Below are 16,198 nucleotides of genomic sequence, written 5' to 3'. Positions count from 1 at the left end.
TCCACTTTTGACAGTTAATCAAACGTTTGTTTAAACGATTTTGTCTCATTTAAACAAACGTTTGATTAACCTAGAAAAACACCCATGTACGGGTGTTTTTCTGCTTAATCTTTAAAAGTCACTACTATTATCGCTTATTAATCTCTTCAAGTAAGATTTTGTTAACAAGTGGTGGATTTGCTTGTCCTTTTGTAGCTTTCATAATTTGACCAACTAAGAAGCCAATTGCACGGTCTTTACCGTTTTTAAAGTCTTCGATAGATTGCTCATTATTATCAAGAATTTCCGTTACAACTTTACGAAGTGTACCCTCGTCAGAAATTTGAACAAGACCTTTCGCTTTAACGATTTCTTCTGGGTCTCCACCTTTTTCAATTAATTCGTTAAATACTTTCTTCGCGATTTTAGAAGAAATTGTACCTTTTTCAATTAATTGAACCATTTTAGATAAACCAGCAGGCGTTAATGCAACGTCTTTTAATTCTTTTTGTTGTTTGTTTAAGTATGCAAGTACTTCACCCATTAACCAGTTCGATGTTAATTTCGCATCAGCACCGTCTGCAACAGTTGCTTCAAAGAAATCAGACATTTCTTTCGTTAATGTTAACACGTGTGCATCATAAGCTGGTAAGCCTAGTTCTGCAACGTAGCGAGCTTTACGTGCATCTGGAAGTTCTGGAATAGAAGCTCGAACTGCTTCTTTCCACTCATCATCAATGTAAAGTTCAACTAAGTCTGGCTCCGGGAAGTAACGGTAATCGTCAGATCCTTCTTTCACACGCATTAAGATTGTTTTCTTCGTTGCTTCATCATAACGACGTGTTTCTTGTTGGATGATACCACCAGATAACAGTTCTTTTTCTTGGCGCACTTGCTCGTGCTCAAGACCTTTTTGTACGTAAGTGAATGAGTTTAAGTTTTTCAGTTCCGCTTTTGTACCGAACTTCTCTTGTCCAACTGGACGAAGAGAAATGTTCGCATCACAACGTAAGGAACCTTCTTCCATCTTACAATCAGATACACCAGTGTATTGAATGATTGATTTTAACTTCTCTAAGTATGCATATGCTTCTTCTGGTGTACGCATATCTGGCTCAGATACGATCTCGATTAAAGGCATACCTTGACGGTTGTAATCTACTAATGAACCATCAGCTGTATGCGTTGATTTACCAGCATCTTCTTCTAAATGAAGACGTGTAATACCGATACGTTTCTTTTTACCGTCTACTTCGATTTCAATCCAACCATTTTCACCAATTGGCTTATCAAATTGAGAGATTTGGTAAGCTTTCGGGTTATCTGGATAGAAATAGTTTTTACGGTCAAACTTCGTTTCCGTTGCGATTTCACAGTTTAATGCCATTGCAGCTTTCATTGCAAAGTTAACTGCTTCTTTATTTAAAGTAGGAAGTACCCCTGGGTATCCTAAGTCAATTACACTTGTTTGTGTATTTGGCTCCGCTCCGAATTCTGTTGGACTCGCAGAGAAAATTTTCGAATTTGTTTTTAACTCAACGTGAACCTCTAAACCAATAATTGTTTCTAAATTCATCTATGCTCGCCTCCTTACAGACTTGCTTTTTTTGTATGATAGTCTGTTGCTTGCTCAAACGCATGTGCAACGCGGTAAATTGTCGCTTCATCGAAGTGTTTACCAATGATTTGTAGACCAAGTGGCATGTTGTTAGCACCGAATCCACATGGAACAGAAATCGCTGGAACACCCGCTAAGTTTACTGGGATTGTTAAAATGTCATTTGCATACATTGTCATTGGATCATCAACTTTTTCGCCCACTTTAAATGCCGGAGTTGGCGTTGTTGGTCCAATAATAACATCATAGTTAGCAAATACATTTTCAAAGTCGTTTTTAATTAATGTACGTACTTGTTGTGCTTTCTTGTAATATGCATCATAGTAACCAGAGCTAAGCGCAAATGTACCAAGCATAATACGACGTTTAACTTCATCACCGAAACCTTCACTACGTGTGTTTTTGTAAAGATCTAATAAGTTATTTACATTATCAGAACGAACACCGTAACGCACGCCATCAAAGCGTGAAAGGTTCGCAGATGCTTCAGAAGAAGATAGTAAGTAATACGTTGCTAGAGCGTATTTAGAGTGTGGAAGCGATACTTCCTCCCAAGTTGCGCCCATACCTTCTAATACTTTTAAAGCAGCTAGTACTGACTCACGAGCTTCTTCGCCAACACCTTCGCCTAAGTATTCTTTCGGTACAGCAATGCGTAAACCTTTAACATCGCCTGTTAAACCAGCTAAATAGTTTCCAACTTCAACGTTTGCAGAAGTTGCATCCATGCGGTCAATACCTGAAATAGCTTGTAATAAGTATGCATTGTCTTCTACTGTACGTGTAATCGGTCCGATTTGGTCAAGTGAAGATGCGAATGCTACTAATCCGTAACGAGATACGCGTCCATAAGTTGGTTTTAAACCTACAACACCGCAATATGCAGCTGGCTGACGGATAGAACCACCCGTATCAGAACCTAGAGAGAATAGTACTTCTCCTGCTGCTACAGCTGCTGCAGAACCACCACTAGATCCGCCCGGAACGTAATCTAAGTTCCATGGGTTTTTCGTAGCGTAGAATCCTGAGTTTTCATTTGAAGAACCCATTGCGAACTCGTCCATGTTTAATTTACCGATTGTAATTGTGTCAGCAGCTTTTAGCTTTTGCACAACTGTCGCATCATAAATTGGATCGAAGTTTGCTAACATTTTGCTCGCACAAGTTGTACGAAGACCGTTAGTTACAATGTTATCTTTTACACCAATTGGCATACCGAATAATAAACCATTATCTTCAGCGCCGATTTTTGCATCTAATTCTTTCGCTTTTGCGCGTGCATTTTCTTCATCTAATGTAAGAAAAGCTTTTACGTTATCTTCAACATCCGCAATACGTTTGTAAGATTCTTCTACTAAATCCGTAACGGAAATTTCTTTGTTGTTTAACTTCTTATGTAACTCTGATACTGAATGATCAAATAATGACATCGAAATTCCCCTCCTCTATTCTAATACTGCTGGAACACGGATTTGATTATCTTTGTGATCCGGTGCATTTTTTAATACTTCTTCGACTGGTAAACCTTTTTCTGGTACATCTTCACGCATAACATTTTTCATAGTTAATACATGAGTTGTTGGTTTTACATCTGTTGTATCTAATTCATTTAACTGTTCTGCAAATGTAACAATTGCATCTAGTTGTTTTTGAAATTTTTCTGCTTCTTGATCAGTAATTGCAAGACGTGCTAAATGTGCTACGTGCTTTACATTCTCAACGGAAATTCTTGACACGGCTAGGCCACCTCCATAATATATCGTTCAATCTACAATACTATTGATGATACCAAATTTTCAGTACTTCAAGCAAGTCAACACAGAGTACTTACGCCATTTTTACATAAAAAAAGAAAGGCAAATGCCTTTCTTTACAATTTACTCTTTATCTAACGGTTTATTTTTCGGAAATCTCTCGTTATCTTCTTCATTATCACGAATTGTTTTTTGTAATACAAAACAAGACATCGTTAAAAATAATGTTCCAATTAAATAGTATCCTTTTACACTAAGCGTTTCATCTAACGTATAAATCCCAATTAGCATACCTGAAAGCGCACAAACAAATGAAGTCCATGCTAAAAACGTGAACGCTTGCGTATTACGTCTTCTCATCGTTCTCCCCCTCGTTAGCTGCATACCCATTATAGATAAGTATATTTACCATGATGGATTTTTATGTAAATTCTCGTTTTATATTTATAAATCTATCATAAAAGAATACTATTTTAAAGGAAGTTTTCTGCCTAATCTGAAAAAACAATTAAAATCATTGACAATTATTTCTATTCTACATAAAATAAAAATAAATATTACGAACCTCGAAATATACGGGAGTGGAATTAATTGTTGCAATATGAACATTTTTTAGACTTACTGCTAGATAACGCCAAGAAACTTTTCTATCCTGAAGAATGGGTAAGCCTAGATTTAACACTTTCTAAAACAGAAGTATTTTGTTTACTTTGGATGGAACGAAATACAGATATTACAATGACGAAAATTGCTGATCTTCTTGATATACCGATGAGTACAACAACGGGCGTTGTAAATCGCCTTGTAAAAAAGGGATTTATTGAACGCTACCGTGATGAAAATGACCGACGTATTGTATTAATTCGGTTAACAGAAAACGGCGTAATGCTCGTTCAAGAAGTAAAACAAAATGCGGCCCATTACTTTAGCTTAGTAACAGAAGCATTATCAGAAGAAGAAAAAGCATTCTTACTACAAATCTTCCAAAAAATCATGAATCACATCGCTACGTCACAGCAGAAAACAGAAGAAAAAGTTTCTACACCTAAAATGAAAAACATTCTGATTGAATAAAACCCTATCTGGGTTTTTATTCAACTATTTACTTCGACACTCGTAATATTCGACATTCGAAACAAAGGGGATATGAATGATGAGAATTATCTTGTATACAGGTAAAGGCGGCGTAGGAAAAACTAGCATTTCAGCAGCAACAGCAATTCAAAGTGCGAAACAAGGATTAAAAACATTAGTAATGAGCACAGATCCTGCTCATAGTTTAGGAGATTCATTTGGTATAAAGCTATCTTCTGAACCACTAGAAATTCGTGAAAATTTGTGGGCACAAGAAATTAATACGATTTATGAAATGGAAAAAGGCTGGGGAAAATTACAGAAATATATTACACTACTCTTCACTTCTAAAGCAGCTGATGATATTACAACAGAAGAATTAACGATGTTTCCCGGTATGGAAGATTTAATTAGCCTACTTCGCGTACTCGATTATTATAAGCAAGACACATATGATGTTATCATTATTGATTGTGCCCCTACAGGAGAAACATTAGCAATGCTAAGCTTTCCAGACATGCTCGGCTGGTGGATGGAAAAATTATTTCCTATTAAAAGAAAAGTTTTAAAAGTCGTTCGTCCTGTAGCTCAACCACTCCTTGGTGTCCCTCTTCCAACCGACGATATTATGGACGAATTAACAAGTACACTTGAACAGCTCGGAGAAATGAGAGATATTTTATCAAATCGAGAAGTAACAAGTATCCGCATCGTTGTAAATCCTGAAAAAATGGTCATTAAAGAAGCCCAGCGCAGCTTTACTTATTTGAATTTATACGATTATAACGTAGATGCCATTATGATTAACCGCGTCATCCCTAACACTGTCACCGATCCTTATTTTCAGGCATGGAAAGATACACAGAAGAAATATAAAACATTAATTAAAGATAGTTTTCAACCCCTTCCTATTTACGAAGCTCCAATGTTTGAACAAGAAGTTGTTGGTTTGTCTATGTTAGAACGTGTAGGAGATTCTTTATTTAAAACTGATCATTCCCCTACAGAAGTAAAATTTAACGGGCGCACTCAATATGTAAAAAAGGATGGCGATGAGTATATTTTCGTTCTGTCCATTCCCTTCTCAAACAAAAGTGAACTTTCCTTAAATCAAAAAGGTGATGAACTTATTATTCGAGTGGGTTCTGTTAAACGGAACATCACGTTACCAAAAACATTAACACACCTTTCTATTCAAGGAGCAAAATTTGAAGAAGATGTACTAAATATTCGGTTTGGAGGTGTAGTACATGCATGAGGAATTACTACGAAGGGTAATTCGTACAAAAGTAAAAGTCGGGATGCATATATTAGAAGAGCTACCTAATCCAATCCAACAATCAGCTAAGCAAATATTAAATATTTTACAAGAGGAACTAGCTGCTTATCTGAAAGAACGAGAGCATCATGAAGTTAATTTAAAAAATATCATAATTGAATAACCATCTCTGTATAGAGGGCCTTTTTTTAGGCTTTCTATACTTTATTGGAGTGATGTAAATTGATGAAAAAACATTCCACTACTATATTCTGGATCATTCCCTTATTATTTTTCATTCATAACCTTGAAGAAGCTTTCCAAATGCCACAATACCTTGCTAATCAATTTTCAATCCGTCTTATAACTAGCCAACAATTTTTCATCGCCATTTCCGTATTAACAATCTTTGTATTACTTATCGTCTTTCTATATCAACTTAACTTCTTGTCTTCTATATGCTGGATTATTTTTATACAAGGGGCCATCTTCTTCAACTCTGTTCAACATATTATTTTGTTTTTCATTTATCGCTCTTATAACCCCGGCGTAATATCAGCATTTTTCATTACTCTCTTTTCTATTTTCTTTTTTTTATCAAAAAAACACTTAATTCATCCAAAGCAATTCGTAATTACACTCCTTTTCAGCTTATTTTCTTATCCCATTATAATTTGGATCACCTTACTGTTCGCTAGCTACTTTCATTCATAAAAAAAGACCAGGAAAATTCCTGGTCTATCACTCTACTTAACAAACATTGGATTCTATGTTATACAAAATTGGAAGGTACAGAATTAGGGTTTGTTTGTTAAGTTTATATGTTGAACGAACTAACAGCGGAGGGGTTCCTTCTGTTAGTCCATTAAACCCAATGATTATTTTACGATTTTTTCAAGCTCATCAAGTGAAAGATCTACTGAAATGGAACCATCATTTGTTTCTTTCTTAATTGCGTCTGTTACTTCTTTTGAATGATATAGTTCAATTACTTTTTTCAATGTTGGATCATCTTTATCTTTCGTACGAGCTGCAAAAATATTAATATATGGCTTTGCATTTTCATTCTTTGGATCTTCTAAGAAAATAGGATCCTTCGCTGGATCTAATCCAGCTTGACCAGCAACACCGTTATTAATAACTGATGCCGCTACATCTTTTAACACACGAGGTGTTTGCTGTGCGATAACCGGTGTAATTTTTAATTTCTTCGGATTTTCAGCAATACCACTTGGATCTCCAAATAGACCAAAGTCTTTTTTAAGCTTTAATAATCCAGCTGCATCAAGAAGTTTTAATGCCCGTGCTTGGTTCGTTGGATCGTTCGGAATTGCAATTTCTGAACCATCTGGGATTTCATTTGCTTTCTTATATTTTTCAGAGTATAAACCCATTGGCGCAATTTGCGTTGTACCAACAGCTGTAATATCTAACTTATGCTCTTTTTTAAATTGCTCTAAGAAAGCAATATGCTGGAATGAGTTTAATTCAATATCTCCATCAGCTAACGCTTTATTTGGCGTTGTGTAATCAGAGAACTCGACCAGTTTAATCTTAATCCCTTCTTTTTCAGCTTTTTTCTTCAAAATTTCCCAAGCGTCTCCATCCGTTCCAGTTACACCGACGCGAACTACTTTTTCTTTCGCTCCTGCACCCGTGTCTCCACTTGAGCAGCCGCTTAATGCTGAGACTCCTACAATCGCTGATAATGCAAATGCTAAAATTTTCTTCATTTTCTTTTCCTCTCTTCCTTTTTATGATCTGCGTAACAAGACTTTCGCAAAGTAGTTTCCTAAATTTTGAGCTATCTGTACGAGAATGATAAGTAACACGACCGTTACGAACATAACTGATGTATCAAAACGTTGATAACCATATGTCATTGCCAAGTCACCAAGACCGCCACCACCGACAAGCCCAGCAACTGCAGAAAATTCAATTAAACCAACTGTCATAAATGTGACACCTAAGATTAATGGTGCTAACGCTTCTGGTACAAGGATTTCAAAAACAATTCTAATTGGCGAGGCGCCCATTGCTTGCGCTGCTTCAATTACTCCTTTCGGAACGGAAACAAGGTTTGTTTCAACCATTCTAGCAATACCAATTGATGCGACTAACGTCATCGGGAAAATTGCCGCTGCTGTTCCAATCGTCGTTCCGATAACACTTCTTGTTAGCGGACTTAAGGCTACTAAAAAGATAATGAATGGTACCGGACGAATTGTATTAATTATGATGTTAAGAATAGAAAAGACCCATTTATTTTCTAAAAAGTTTCCTTTTCTCGTTACATATAAAAGTAAACCTAGAGGTATACCCAGAATTGTAGCGAATATAAGGGTTACAATTACCATTAAGAGAGTATCCCCCGTCGCATCTAGTATGCGCGGCCAAAATATACTCCAATCAACTCGCATGAGCTTCTACCTCCTTCAGCTGCACTTGCAGTCTTAGATGTTGTAATGCTTTTTGAATTTCCCTCTGCTCACCTTGCAACTCTACAAGAAGATTTCCAAATAGCACATTTTGAAGTTCAATAATATTTCCGTACAGTACATTTACATCGACGTTATAGTTTTTTGCGATATATGATAGTACCGGCTGTCCTGTCTCCTCACCAGTAAATGTTAGACGATAAATTTGACCACCATTTTGAATTTTCGCTAGAACACTTTCCGGTAAATGATCATTAATGACAGAACGTACAAAGTTTTGAGTCGTCTTTGTTTTTGGTTGCGTGAAAACATCAAACAGTTTTCCTTCTTCAATAACTTTTCCCTTCTCCATTACAGCTACACGGTGACAAATTTCTTTCACAACATGCATTTCATGTGTAATAAGAAGAATTGTTAAATTGTATTCTCGATTTACTTTCTTTAATAAGTTTAGAATTTCTGTCGTCGTTTCTGGATCTAAGGCTGATGTTGCCTCATCACATATAAGAATATCTGGCGATGTCGCAAGTGCTCTAGCAATGCCCACACGCTGCTTTTGTCCACCTGATAGCTGCTCTGGATAATAGTTTGCTTTATCTTCTAACCCTACAAACTTCAGCAGTTCATTTACTCTTTCTTTTATCTCATTCTTTGGTACTTTCGCTAACTTTAATGGATAAGCAATATTTCCAAATACTGTTCTTGAATTAAATAAATTAAAACTTTGAAAAATCATTCCGATTCTTTGTCTTAGTTTACGCAATTCTTTCGTCGATAATGATGTAATATCTTTATCATCTATTGAAATCGTTCCTGCCGTCGGTCTCTCTAACATATTTACTAAGCGTAATAACGTACTCTTTCCAGCGCCACTAAAACCGATAATGCCAAAAATTTCGCCTTTCTCAACTGATAATGTTACATCCTCCACCGCATGAACAGATTGGCCAGCTGATTCATACACTTTACTTACATTGGTAAAAGAAATCATTTTTTTCCCTCCTATATGCTGTAAAAACTTGAAGCAGAGCTTTCGAGGTAAAATAAAAAGTGCCCTCCTTCTTATCAACCATAAAGATAAGAAGGAGAGCACTTATATGTACTCGTTCACATCTTCTCATCTTCCAAGCCTTTATATGGCTTGCTGGAGTTAGCACGGTATTAAAAAACCCGTTGCTGAGGTATCGTAGGGCCAGTCCCTCCACCTCTCTGGATAAGAATGTATCGATTTAATTGTCGTTTAATTAATTCTCATTATAGAACTCAGAATAATAAGAGTCAATACATTTTTTAGAAAAATATTAATTATTCCTTTATTAAAATTTTCAGATGAATATTCATCTGAAAAATAGTAACTTTCAAGGTTATTTAAAATTCTTCTTCCTCATATTTTTAAACAGGAGAATCCTCTCTACGAATTGAATAAATTTATTTGAATATGAAACTCGGAGGAAGATAAATATATGAAAACAGCTCTTTTACTCGTCGATATTCAAAACGATTATTTTCCAAATGGAAAGATGGAATTGCGTAATCCAGTAGAAGCAAGCGAATATGCTAATCAGTTATTACAACACTTTAGAACAAACAGCGAACCTCTTTTTCATATCCAACACGTAGCTATAAAAGATGACGCTACTTTTTTCCTACCTAATACAGAAGGTGTACATATTCACGAAAGCGTACGTCCACTTAGAGAAGAAACAGTTATAGTCAAACATTATCCAAATAGCTTCCGAGAAACTAGTCTTCTAGAGCAATTAAAACGTTTTAATATTGAACATGTCGTTGTATGCGGGATGATGACTCATATGTGTATCGATGCAACAGTAAGGGCTGCATTCGATTTTGGCTTTCAATGTACCGTGATACATGACGCTTGTGCTACAAAAGACCTTTCTTTTAAGAACGCTACTATACCAGCTGTTTATATTCACAATACAATTTTAGCTAGTTTAAATGGCGTATATGCAAATGTAATAAGCACGCAAGAATTTTTAGCTACATAAAAAAACACTCCTTTCAGTGAGCAAAACCGAAAGGAGTGTTCCTTGTCGAACCATAGATTTTCTTTCAAATTGTATTATACAGGAAATTCTCAAAATGAATACTAAAAAATATGACTAATAAGTCAACTTTTCTCATTATTTTATTTCTGTTTACATGTTTATCCCGCTATTAATAGGTTTTAGCTCATTCTCTTCGAACGACGGTAATATATGGGGTTTCAATTTTAAAAGGAGCTCTTCACATTCTGTGAAGAGCTCCTCTACTATTTCTTATAAAGTTTCAGAAGTAGTTTTTGCTTGCATGTGAAGTGCTAAATAATCAGGTCCACCAGCTTTAGAGTCTGTACCAGACATGTTAAAGCCACCGAATGGCTGGTAACCTACGATTGCACCAGTACATCCACGGTTGAAGTATAAGTTACCAACGTGGAAGTCTTCGCGTGCTTTTTCAATATGGTCACGGTTGTTAGTAATAACAGCACCTGTTAAACCGTATTCCGTATTGTTTGCAATTGCAAGTGCATGATCGAAGTCTTTCGCTTTACAGAATGCTACTACTGGTCCGAAGATTTCTTCTTTCATTAAGCGAGCATCTTCTGCAACGTCAGCAACGATTGTTGGTTGGATGAACCAGCCTTTAGAATCGTCTCCTTCGCCACCTGCTAAGATTCTACCTTCTTCTTTACCAATTGCAACATAGCTCATTACTTTATCAAATGCAGCTTGGTCATTAACAGGACCCATGTTTGTACCTAATACTGCTGGGTTAGCAACTGTTAATTCTTTTGTTAATTCAACAGCACGATTTAATACGTGATCGTATACATCTTCATGGATTACTGCACGAGAACATGCAGAACATTTTTGTCCTGAGAATCCGAATGCTGATGCAACGATAGACTTAGCTGCTAATTCAAGATCTGCTTCTTTATCAACAACGATTGTGTCTTTACCGCCCATTTCAGCGATAACGCGTTTTAACCAAATTTGTCCTGGGTTTACTTTCGCTGCACGCTCATAGATGCGGATACCTACATCACGAGATCCCGTGAAGCTTACGAAACGTGTACGAGGATGATCTACTAAGTAGTCACCAACTTCAGAACCGTTACCTGGAACGAAGTTTACTACGCCAGCTGGTAAGCCAGCTTCTTCTAATACTTCCATAAATTTCGCTGCTACTACAGGAGTTGTACTAGCTGGTTTTAGTAATACTGTGTTACCAGAAACTAAAGCAGCTGTTGTCATACCTGCCATAATTGCGAATGGGAAGTTCCAAGGAGAAATGATAACACCTACTCCTAATGGAATGTAAGAGAAACGATTATATTCAATTGAACGGCTTTCTACTGGAATACCGTCTTTTAATTTTAACATTTGACGACCATAATATTCCATAAAGTCGATTGCTTCTGCTGTATCAGCATCTGCCTCATTCCATGGCTTACCTGCTTCTTTTACAAGAATAGCAGAGAATTCATGTTTTCTGCGACGAACGATTGCTGCAGCACGGAATAAAATGTCTGCACGCATTTCTGGCTTTGATTTTCTCCAAGTTTGGAATGTTTCATCCGCTACTTGCATTGCTTTTTCAGCTAACTCACGGCTTGCTTTTGAAACACGACCAACAAGTTCCTCTTTATTTGCAGGGTTTACAGAAACAATTTTGTCTTCTGTAGTGATTTTTTCTCCCCCGATAATTAATGGATAGTCTTGTCCAAGATAAGATTCTACTTTCTTTAAACCTTCTTCAAACGCTAATTTATTAGCCTCCACTGAAAAATCTGTAAATGGCTCATGTTTGTATGCTACTACCATTTTTTTAGCCTCCCCTTAGAAAAACGTTTACATTTTACAACATTATTCTACACGATAATTTAGATTTATTCAAATATTCCTAGACTTATATTTTAAAAATTAATAAATTTTTAAAATATAATAAAAAAAGAGATTCATACATGCGTATGAATCTACAAAATATGAGTATATTCCAAAACATTTTTCCCAATCAATAATATAGTAACTAATAAAAATAAAGTCCTTACATATCCAACACCTTTTTGAACCGCAAACTTCGATCCAAAATAAGCACCTAAGATCATTGATAATCCCATGATAATACCGTATTCAAAATGAATTATGTCTAAGAATAAAAAAGTAATTAAAGATACAATATTACTAACAAAGTTCAAAAGTTTTCCAGATGCTGCCGCTTGAATAAAATCCAAGCCAATTAATAAAAATGCAAAAATTAAAAACGACCCTGTCCCTGGTCCAAAAAACCCATCATAAAATCCTATCATTAAAATAGCAAAGAAAAATATTAATGTTTTTCTTTGCGTCATCTTCTTATAGGTAGACACACTTCCCCAATTCTTTTTTGCAATAATATAAATAGCAATAAATACCAACATTACAAGTACTAATGGGCGTAAAATATCCGATGGAATAAATTTTACTACTAAAGCACCTGCAACAGCTCCAACAATAGTTAACGGGATTAACTTTCCTACAATTTTAAAATCAACTTTTCCTGATCGAATGAAATACATCGCACTCGTAAACGTCCCCATTGTTGCCGCTAATTTATTCGTTGCAATTGCCGAAGCTGGCGATAGGCCAACAAACATAAGTGCAGGAAGTGAAATTAACCCTCCTCCTCCAACAACGGAATCAATAAAAGCTGCTAAAAAACCGAATGCAATTAATAAAATAATGACTTGAAAACTTAATTCTTCCATGAGCTTTACCCCTCACCCCTATTTTTTACAACATTTTAAATTATAACAAAATTACATAAGAAAAAAAGCTGTTCCATAGAGGAACAGCCTTCATATTTAATCTAAAATTTTCACAAGTGGTTCATCTTGTTTTGCTTCACGTATAATAATAGCTTCTGGGCGTTCTACAGATTTAATCGTTACTTGTACTTTCATATAATTCGGGAAGTATTCCATAACAAGCCCTGCCACATATTGTGTAAAACCAACTATTTCAGCTTTTCCATTAAACTGGACAGGAATATCAAGCTTCATTTCTCTTAATTCATCATCTCTATACATACCAGTACCAATAACAGCTGTATAGTCGCCTTGGAAATAATCGCTTAGTTTTGCCTTAAAGTTGGATACTCTTGCAAGATCTTCACGTTTATTATCTGTTTTCGCTTGCTCTGATGGGAACAAATAATATTTTTCATTAATTTGTTTCCAATCTTCAACCGTTTCACTACCTTTTTCGACATTTGCATAAGAAACAAAATTACCTGGCACGAGCGAAGACTTTGGAGCTTGGCGATAAATCGCAAATGTTATCGGAATATTTTTTGTTTCAGGTTCTTTTTGATGTATGACTTTCAAAATTTCTTGCGCCATTTTTTTCCCTTCAGCTAACATCTTTTCATCTGGGATTGCAGCTTCACGTGGGTAACCATGCTCTTCGTTAAAATATTGAACAGAATTCATCGCTAATCCAACTACCATACCAACACGTTCCTCGCCGTTATCGCCTTTTTTCACATAATAATCATGCTCTAAAATATTTGAAATATATATTGGATTTTTTTTATTTTTCACTTCTAGTGATTCGGATCCTGTTCCTAATGCAGGATTTAATCCTATATTAGGAAATTTAACTGCATCTTTTTTTAATTTGTCCTCTAGTTCCTTTTGTTCAGCATCTGTACGTTTTCTTTTAACAAGCATCTGTATAGTTTGAGTATCTAGAGCTTTTCCGCCTTTTAAAAAATTATCTTTTGTACTAAATGATTCTTTTGCAATTCGCATTAATCCTGTTTCAAATTCATCTATATCAAGGCGACTATTTAACCCTTGCACCTCTAAACCACGTGCCTTTCCACCATCAAATGGAATAGTCGTCTTATAATATTCATCCGAAATAGCGTATTTTGGAACAACTGATTGTTCTTTTGCTTTCCCCGATTTCCCAGCCACTTTTTCATCTTTGTCGGCACCTGCACTACACCCACTTACAAGTAGGCCAAGGCTTAATACCGCTAATGCTATTTTTTTCATGGTAAGTTTGCACCTCTTACTTATTTAGCTCTTGTAAGAACCTCTCTTCATTCCAAACCTCAACATTATGTTTCTCCGCTTGTGCTAATTTCGAACCAGCTGCTTCACCTGCAACAACTAAATCCGTACTCTTACTAACACTTCCTGTTACTTTTCCACCTAATGCCTCAATCTTCTTCTTCGCTTCACTTCGCCCCATAACTTCTAGCTTACCTGTTAAAACAACCGTTTTTCCTGCGAAGTAAGATTCAACATTTTGTAAATCTGCAATTTTTATACCTTTGTATGTCATATTCACGCCATACTCTTTAAACTGCTGTAATAACTCTAATACATCTTCATTATCAAAATATGTCACAACAGATTGAGCCATTTTTTCGCCAATTTCATTAATTGCTTTTAGTTCTTCTTCCGTTGCTTTTACAAGCTCATCCATCGTTTCAAAGTGCTCTGCAAATGTACGTGCTGCTTTCGCTCCAACGTGGCGAATTCCAAGACCAAATAATAATCGCTCTAACGAGTTTTCTTTAGAATTTTCAATTGCTTGTATTAAGTTTGTTGCTGATTTTTCACCAAAACGTTCTAACTGTAATAATTGATCTTTCGTCAATGCATATAAATCAGCAAATGTACGAATGTAATCAGCATCAAAGAGTTGTGTAATGACACGTTCCCCAAGTCCATCAATATTCATTGCATTTCTTGAAACGAAATGGATTAACCCTTCTCGAATTTGAGCAGGACAAGTTGGATTTATACAACGAAGTGCTACTTCTTCTTCTAAACGAACAAGTTCACTCTCACATGCTGGACAATGAGTTGGCATGCGGTATTCTTCTTCCTCACCAGTACGCTTATCAAAAATAACGTTCACAACTTCAGGAATAATATCTCCAGCCTTCTTCACAACAACGTAGTCACCAATTCGAATGTCTTTTTCACGAATTAAATCTTCGTTATGTAAAGAAGCACGACGAACAATTGTACCAGCAACTCTCACTGGCTCTAGTTCTGCAGTCGGTGTTACAACCCCTGTTCGGCCAACACTTAATTCAATGCCTGTTAATCTCGTTACAACCTCTTCAGCCGGAAATTTATAAGCAATCGCCCACCTTGGACTCTTCGCTGTAGTTCCTAGACTTTCTTGAAGAGCAACATCATCTACTTTTATAACGATTCCATCAATCTCATAATCAAGATGCGGACGTTTTTCTTGCCATTCTTCTACATAAGCTATAACTTCTTCAATTGTTTCACATGTACGGCGATTTGGATTTGTCTTAAATCCAAGTTCACCTAAGAAATCCAGCGATTCACTATGTGATGAAATTGTTTTTTCTTCTACATTCGCAAGACCATACACAAACATAGATAAGTTACGCTTCGCTGCAATTTTCGGATCAAGTTGACGTATTGAACCTGCTGCTGCATTACGCGGATTCGCAAATACATCTTCTCCATTTTGCTCTTTTTCTTCATTTAGTTTAACGAATGAACGCTTCGGCATATAAGCTTCGCCTCGTGCTTCTAACGTTACTTCTTCATTTAAACGAAGTGGGATAGCTTTAATCGTTTTTAAATTTTGAGTAATATCTTCACCCGTTACACCATCACCACGTGTTGCCCCTTGAATGAAGCGTCCTTTTTCATAATGAAGCGAAACGGCAAGCCCGTCAATTTTTAATTCACATATATATCTTACATTCGCACCATCAATTCCTTGACGTACTCTTCTATCGAAATCACGTAAATCTCCTTCGTTAAATGCATTTCCTAAACTTAACATTGGTGACTTATGTGTTACTTTTTCAAATATATCAAGAACAGTCCCCCCAACGCGAACGGAGGGAGAATCTTCACTCATAAACTCTGGGTTCTCTGCTTCTAATTTTATAAGCTCCTGCATATTACGGTCATATTCCGCATCAGAAACAGAAGGATTGTCTAATACGTGATATTGATAGTTAAATGTATTTAACAAGTCACGTAATTCTTCTATACGTTTTTTTACTATCTCTTTTGACATATCCTCAT

At 36.0% G+C, this 16,198-nt stretch carries 16 protein-coding genes and 1 riboswitch; of the genes, 5 read left to right on the top strand and 11 right to left on the bottom strand.

From position 1 onward, the window contains the following. Positions 1–127: 127 nt before the first annotated feature. The 4 genes from gatB to BHV55_RS01845 all read right to left on the bottom strand — a co-directional run bounded on the left by gatB (position 128) and on the right by BHV55_RS01845 (position 3,711). Positions 128–1,555, bottom strand: coding sequence for an Asp-tRNA(Asn)/Glu-tRNA(Gln) amidotransferase subunit GatB (gatB, locus tag BHV55_RS01860; RefSeq protein WP_001047685.1), 1,428 nt, complete (start codon positions 1,553–1,555; stop codon positions 128–130). A 14-nt stretch (positions 1,556–1,569) separates the two neighbouring features. Further along, positions 1,570–3,027 carry an Asp-tRNA(Asn)/Glu-tRNA(Gln) amidotransferase subunit GatA gene (gene gatA, locus BHV55_RS01855; protein WP_000051441.1) on the bottom strand — a complete coding sequence of 486 codons (1,458 nt, stop codon included), beginning with the start codon at positions 3,025–3,027 and terminating at the stop codon, positions 1,570–1,572. 15 nt (positions 3,028–3,042) lie between these two features. Continuing rightward, on the bottom strand, positions 3,043–3,333 hold the full coding sequence (gene gatC / locus BHV55_RS01850; protein ID WP_000086999.1) for an Asp-tRNA(Asn)/Glu-tRNA(Gln) amidotransferase subunit GatC: 291 nt from the start codon (positions 3,331–3,333) through the stop codon (positions 3,043–3,045). A gap of 141 nt (positions 3,334–3,474) precedes the next feature. Then, the gene (locus BHV55_RS01845) at positions 3,475–3,711 is read right to left on the bottom strand and encodes a YiaA/YiaB family inner membrane protein (RefSeq protein ID WP_001254393.1); all 237 of its coding nucleotides are present in this window, start codon (positions 3,709–3,711) and stop codon (positions 3,475–3,477) included. A gap of 231 nt (positions 3,712–3,942) precedes the next feature. Between BHV55_RS01845 and BHV55_RS01840 the strand changes: the two genes are divergently transcribed. The 4 genes from BHV55_RS01840 to BHV55_RS01825 all read left to right on the top strand — a co-directional run bounded on the left by BHV55_RS01840 (position 3,943) and on the right by BHV55_RS01825 (position 6,397). Then, positions 3,943–4,425, top strand: a complete 483-nt coding sequence (locus BHV55_RS01840; RefSeq protein ID WP_070757997.1) for a MarR family winged helix-turn-helix transcriptional regulator — start codon at positions 3,943–3,945, stop codon at positions 4,423–4,425. A gap of 76 nt (positions 4,426–4,501) precedes the next feature. Beyond that, positions 4,502–5,683, top strand: a complete 1,182-nt coding sequence (locus BHV55_RS01835; RefSeq protein ID WP_083320235.1) for an ArsA family ATPase — start codon at positions 4,502–4,504, stop codon at positions 5,681–5,683. Further along, complete coding sequence (locus BHV55_RS01830) at positions 5,676–5,867, top strand: DUF3926 domain-containing protein (protein WP_000544105.1); 192 nt, start codon at positions 5,676–5,678, stop codon at positions 5,865–5,867. Before BHV55_RS01835 ends, BHV55_RS01830 begins: the two co-directional genes overlap by 8 nt. A 62-nt stretch (positions 5,868–5,929) precedes the next feature. Further along, positions 5,930–6,397, top strand: coding sequence for an HXXEE domain-containing protein (locus tag BHV55_RS01825; protein ID WP_001986283.1), 468 nt, complete (start codon positions 5,930–5,932; stop codon positions 6,395–6,397). Between the two features lie 164 nt (positions 6,398–6,561). On the opposite strand, the gene BHV55_RS01820 is transcribed toward BHV55_RS01825, so the two are convergent. Genes BHV55_RS01820 through BHV55_RS01810 form a run of 3 tightly spaced genes read right to left on the bottom strand, consistent with a single transcriptional unit; the run spans position 6,562 to position 9,112 of the window. Then, positions 6,562–7,416, bottom strand: a complete 855-nt coding sequence (locus tag BHV55_RS01820; protein ID WP_000721595.1) for a MetQ/NlpA family ABC transporter substrate-binding protein — start codon at positions 7,414–7,416, stop codon at positions 6,562–6,564. 21 nt (positions 7,417–7,437) lie between these two features. Next, positions 7,438–8,103, bottom strand: coding sequence for a methionine ABC transporter permease (locus BHV55_RS01815; protein ID WP_001261865.1), 666 nt, complete (start codon positions 8,101–8,103; stop codon positions 7,438–7,440). Then, positions 8,093–9,112 carry a methionine ABC transporter ATP-binding protein gene (locus tag BHV55_RS01810; protein WP_000623013.1) on the bottom strand — a complete coding sequence of 340 codons (1,020 nt, stop codon included), beginning with the start codon at positions 9,110–9,112 and terminating at the stop codon, positions 8,093–8,095. Before BHV55_RS01810 ends, BHV55_RS01815 begins: the two co-directional genes overlap by 11 nt. A 123-nt stretch (positions 9,113–9,235) precedes the next feature. Next, positions 9,236–9,341: riboswitch (SAM riboswitch) on the bottom strand. A gap of 243 nt (positions 9,342–9,584) precedes the next feature. Here BHV55_RS01810 and BHV55_RS01805 point away from each other — a divergent pair. Beyond that, positions 9,585–10,130 (top strand): cysteine hydrolase family protein, encoded by a 546-nt coding sequence (locus BHV55_RS01805; RefSeq protein ID WP_070757992.1) that lies wholly within the window; start codon positions 9,585–9,587, stop codon positions 10,128–10,130. Between the two features lie 270 nt (positions 10,131–10,400). On the opposite strand, the gene pruA is transcribed toward BHV55_RS01805, so the two are convergent. The 4 genes from pruA to ligA all read right to left on the bottom strand — a co-directional run bounded on the left by pruA (position 10,401) and on the right by ligA (position 16,190). Then, complete coding sequence (gene pruA / locus BHV55_RS01800) at positions 10,401–11,948, bottom strand: L-glutamate gamma-semialdehyde dehydrogenase (protein ID WP_070757990.1); 1,548 nt, start codon at positions 11,946–11,948, stop codon at positions 10,401–10,403. A 152-nt stretch (positions 11,949–12,100) separates the two neighbouring features. Beyond that, complete coding sequence (locus BHV55_RS01795) at positions 12,101–12,871, bottom strand: TSUP family transporter (RefSeq protein ID WP_000391975.1); 771 nt, start codon at positions 12,869–12,871, stop codon at positions 12,101–12,103. A 96-nt stretch (positions 12,872–12,967) separates the two neighbouring features. Beyond that, entirely contained in the window at positions 12,968–14,164 is a 1,197-nt protein-coding gene (locus tag BHV55_RS01790) for a CamS family sex pheromone protein (RefSeq protein ID WP_070757987.1), read from the bottom strand. A gap of 16 nt (positions 14,165–14,180) precedes the next feature. Then, complete coding sequence (gene ligA, locus BHV55_RS01785) at positions 14,181–16,190, bottom strand: NAD-dependent DNA ligase LigA (RefSeq protein ID WP_070757985.1); 2,010 nt, start codon at positions 16,188–16,190, stop codon at positions 14,181–14,183. Positions 16,191–16,198 lie beyond the last annotated feature (8 nt).

The organism is Bacillus sp. RZ2MS9, assembly GCF_001816185.2.
GTDB lineage: Bacteria > Bacillota > Bacilli > Bacillales > Bacillaceae_G > Bacillus_A > Bacillus_A cereus.
Note: the sequence above shows the minus strand (reverse complement) of the source record. Positions and strands in the feature narration are given on the sequence as shown.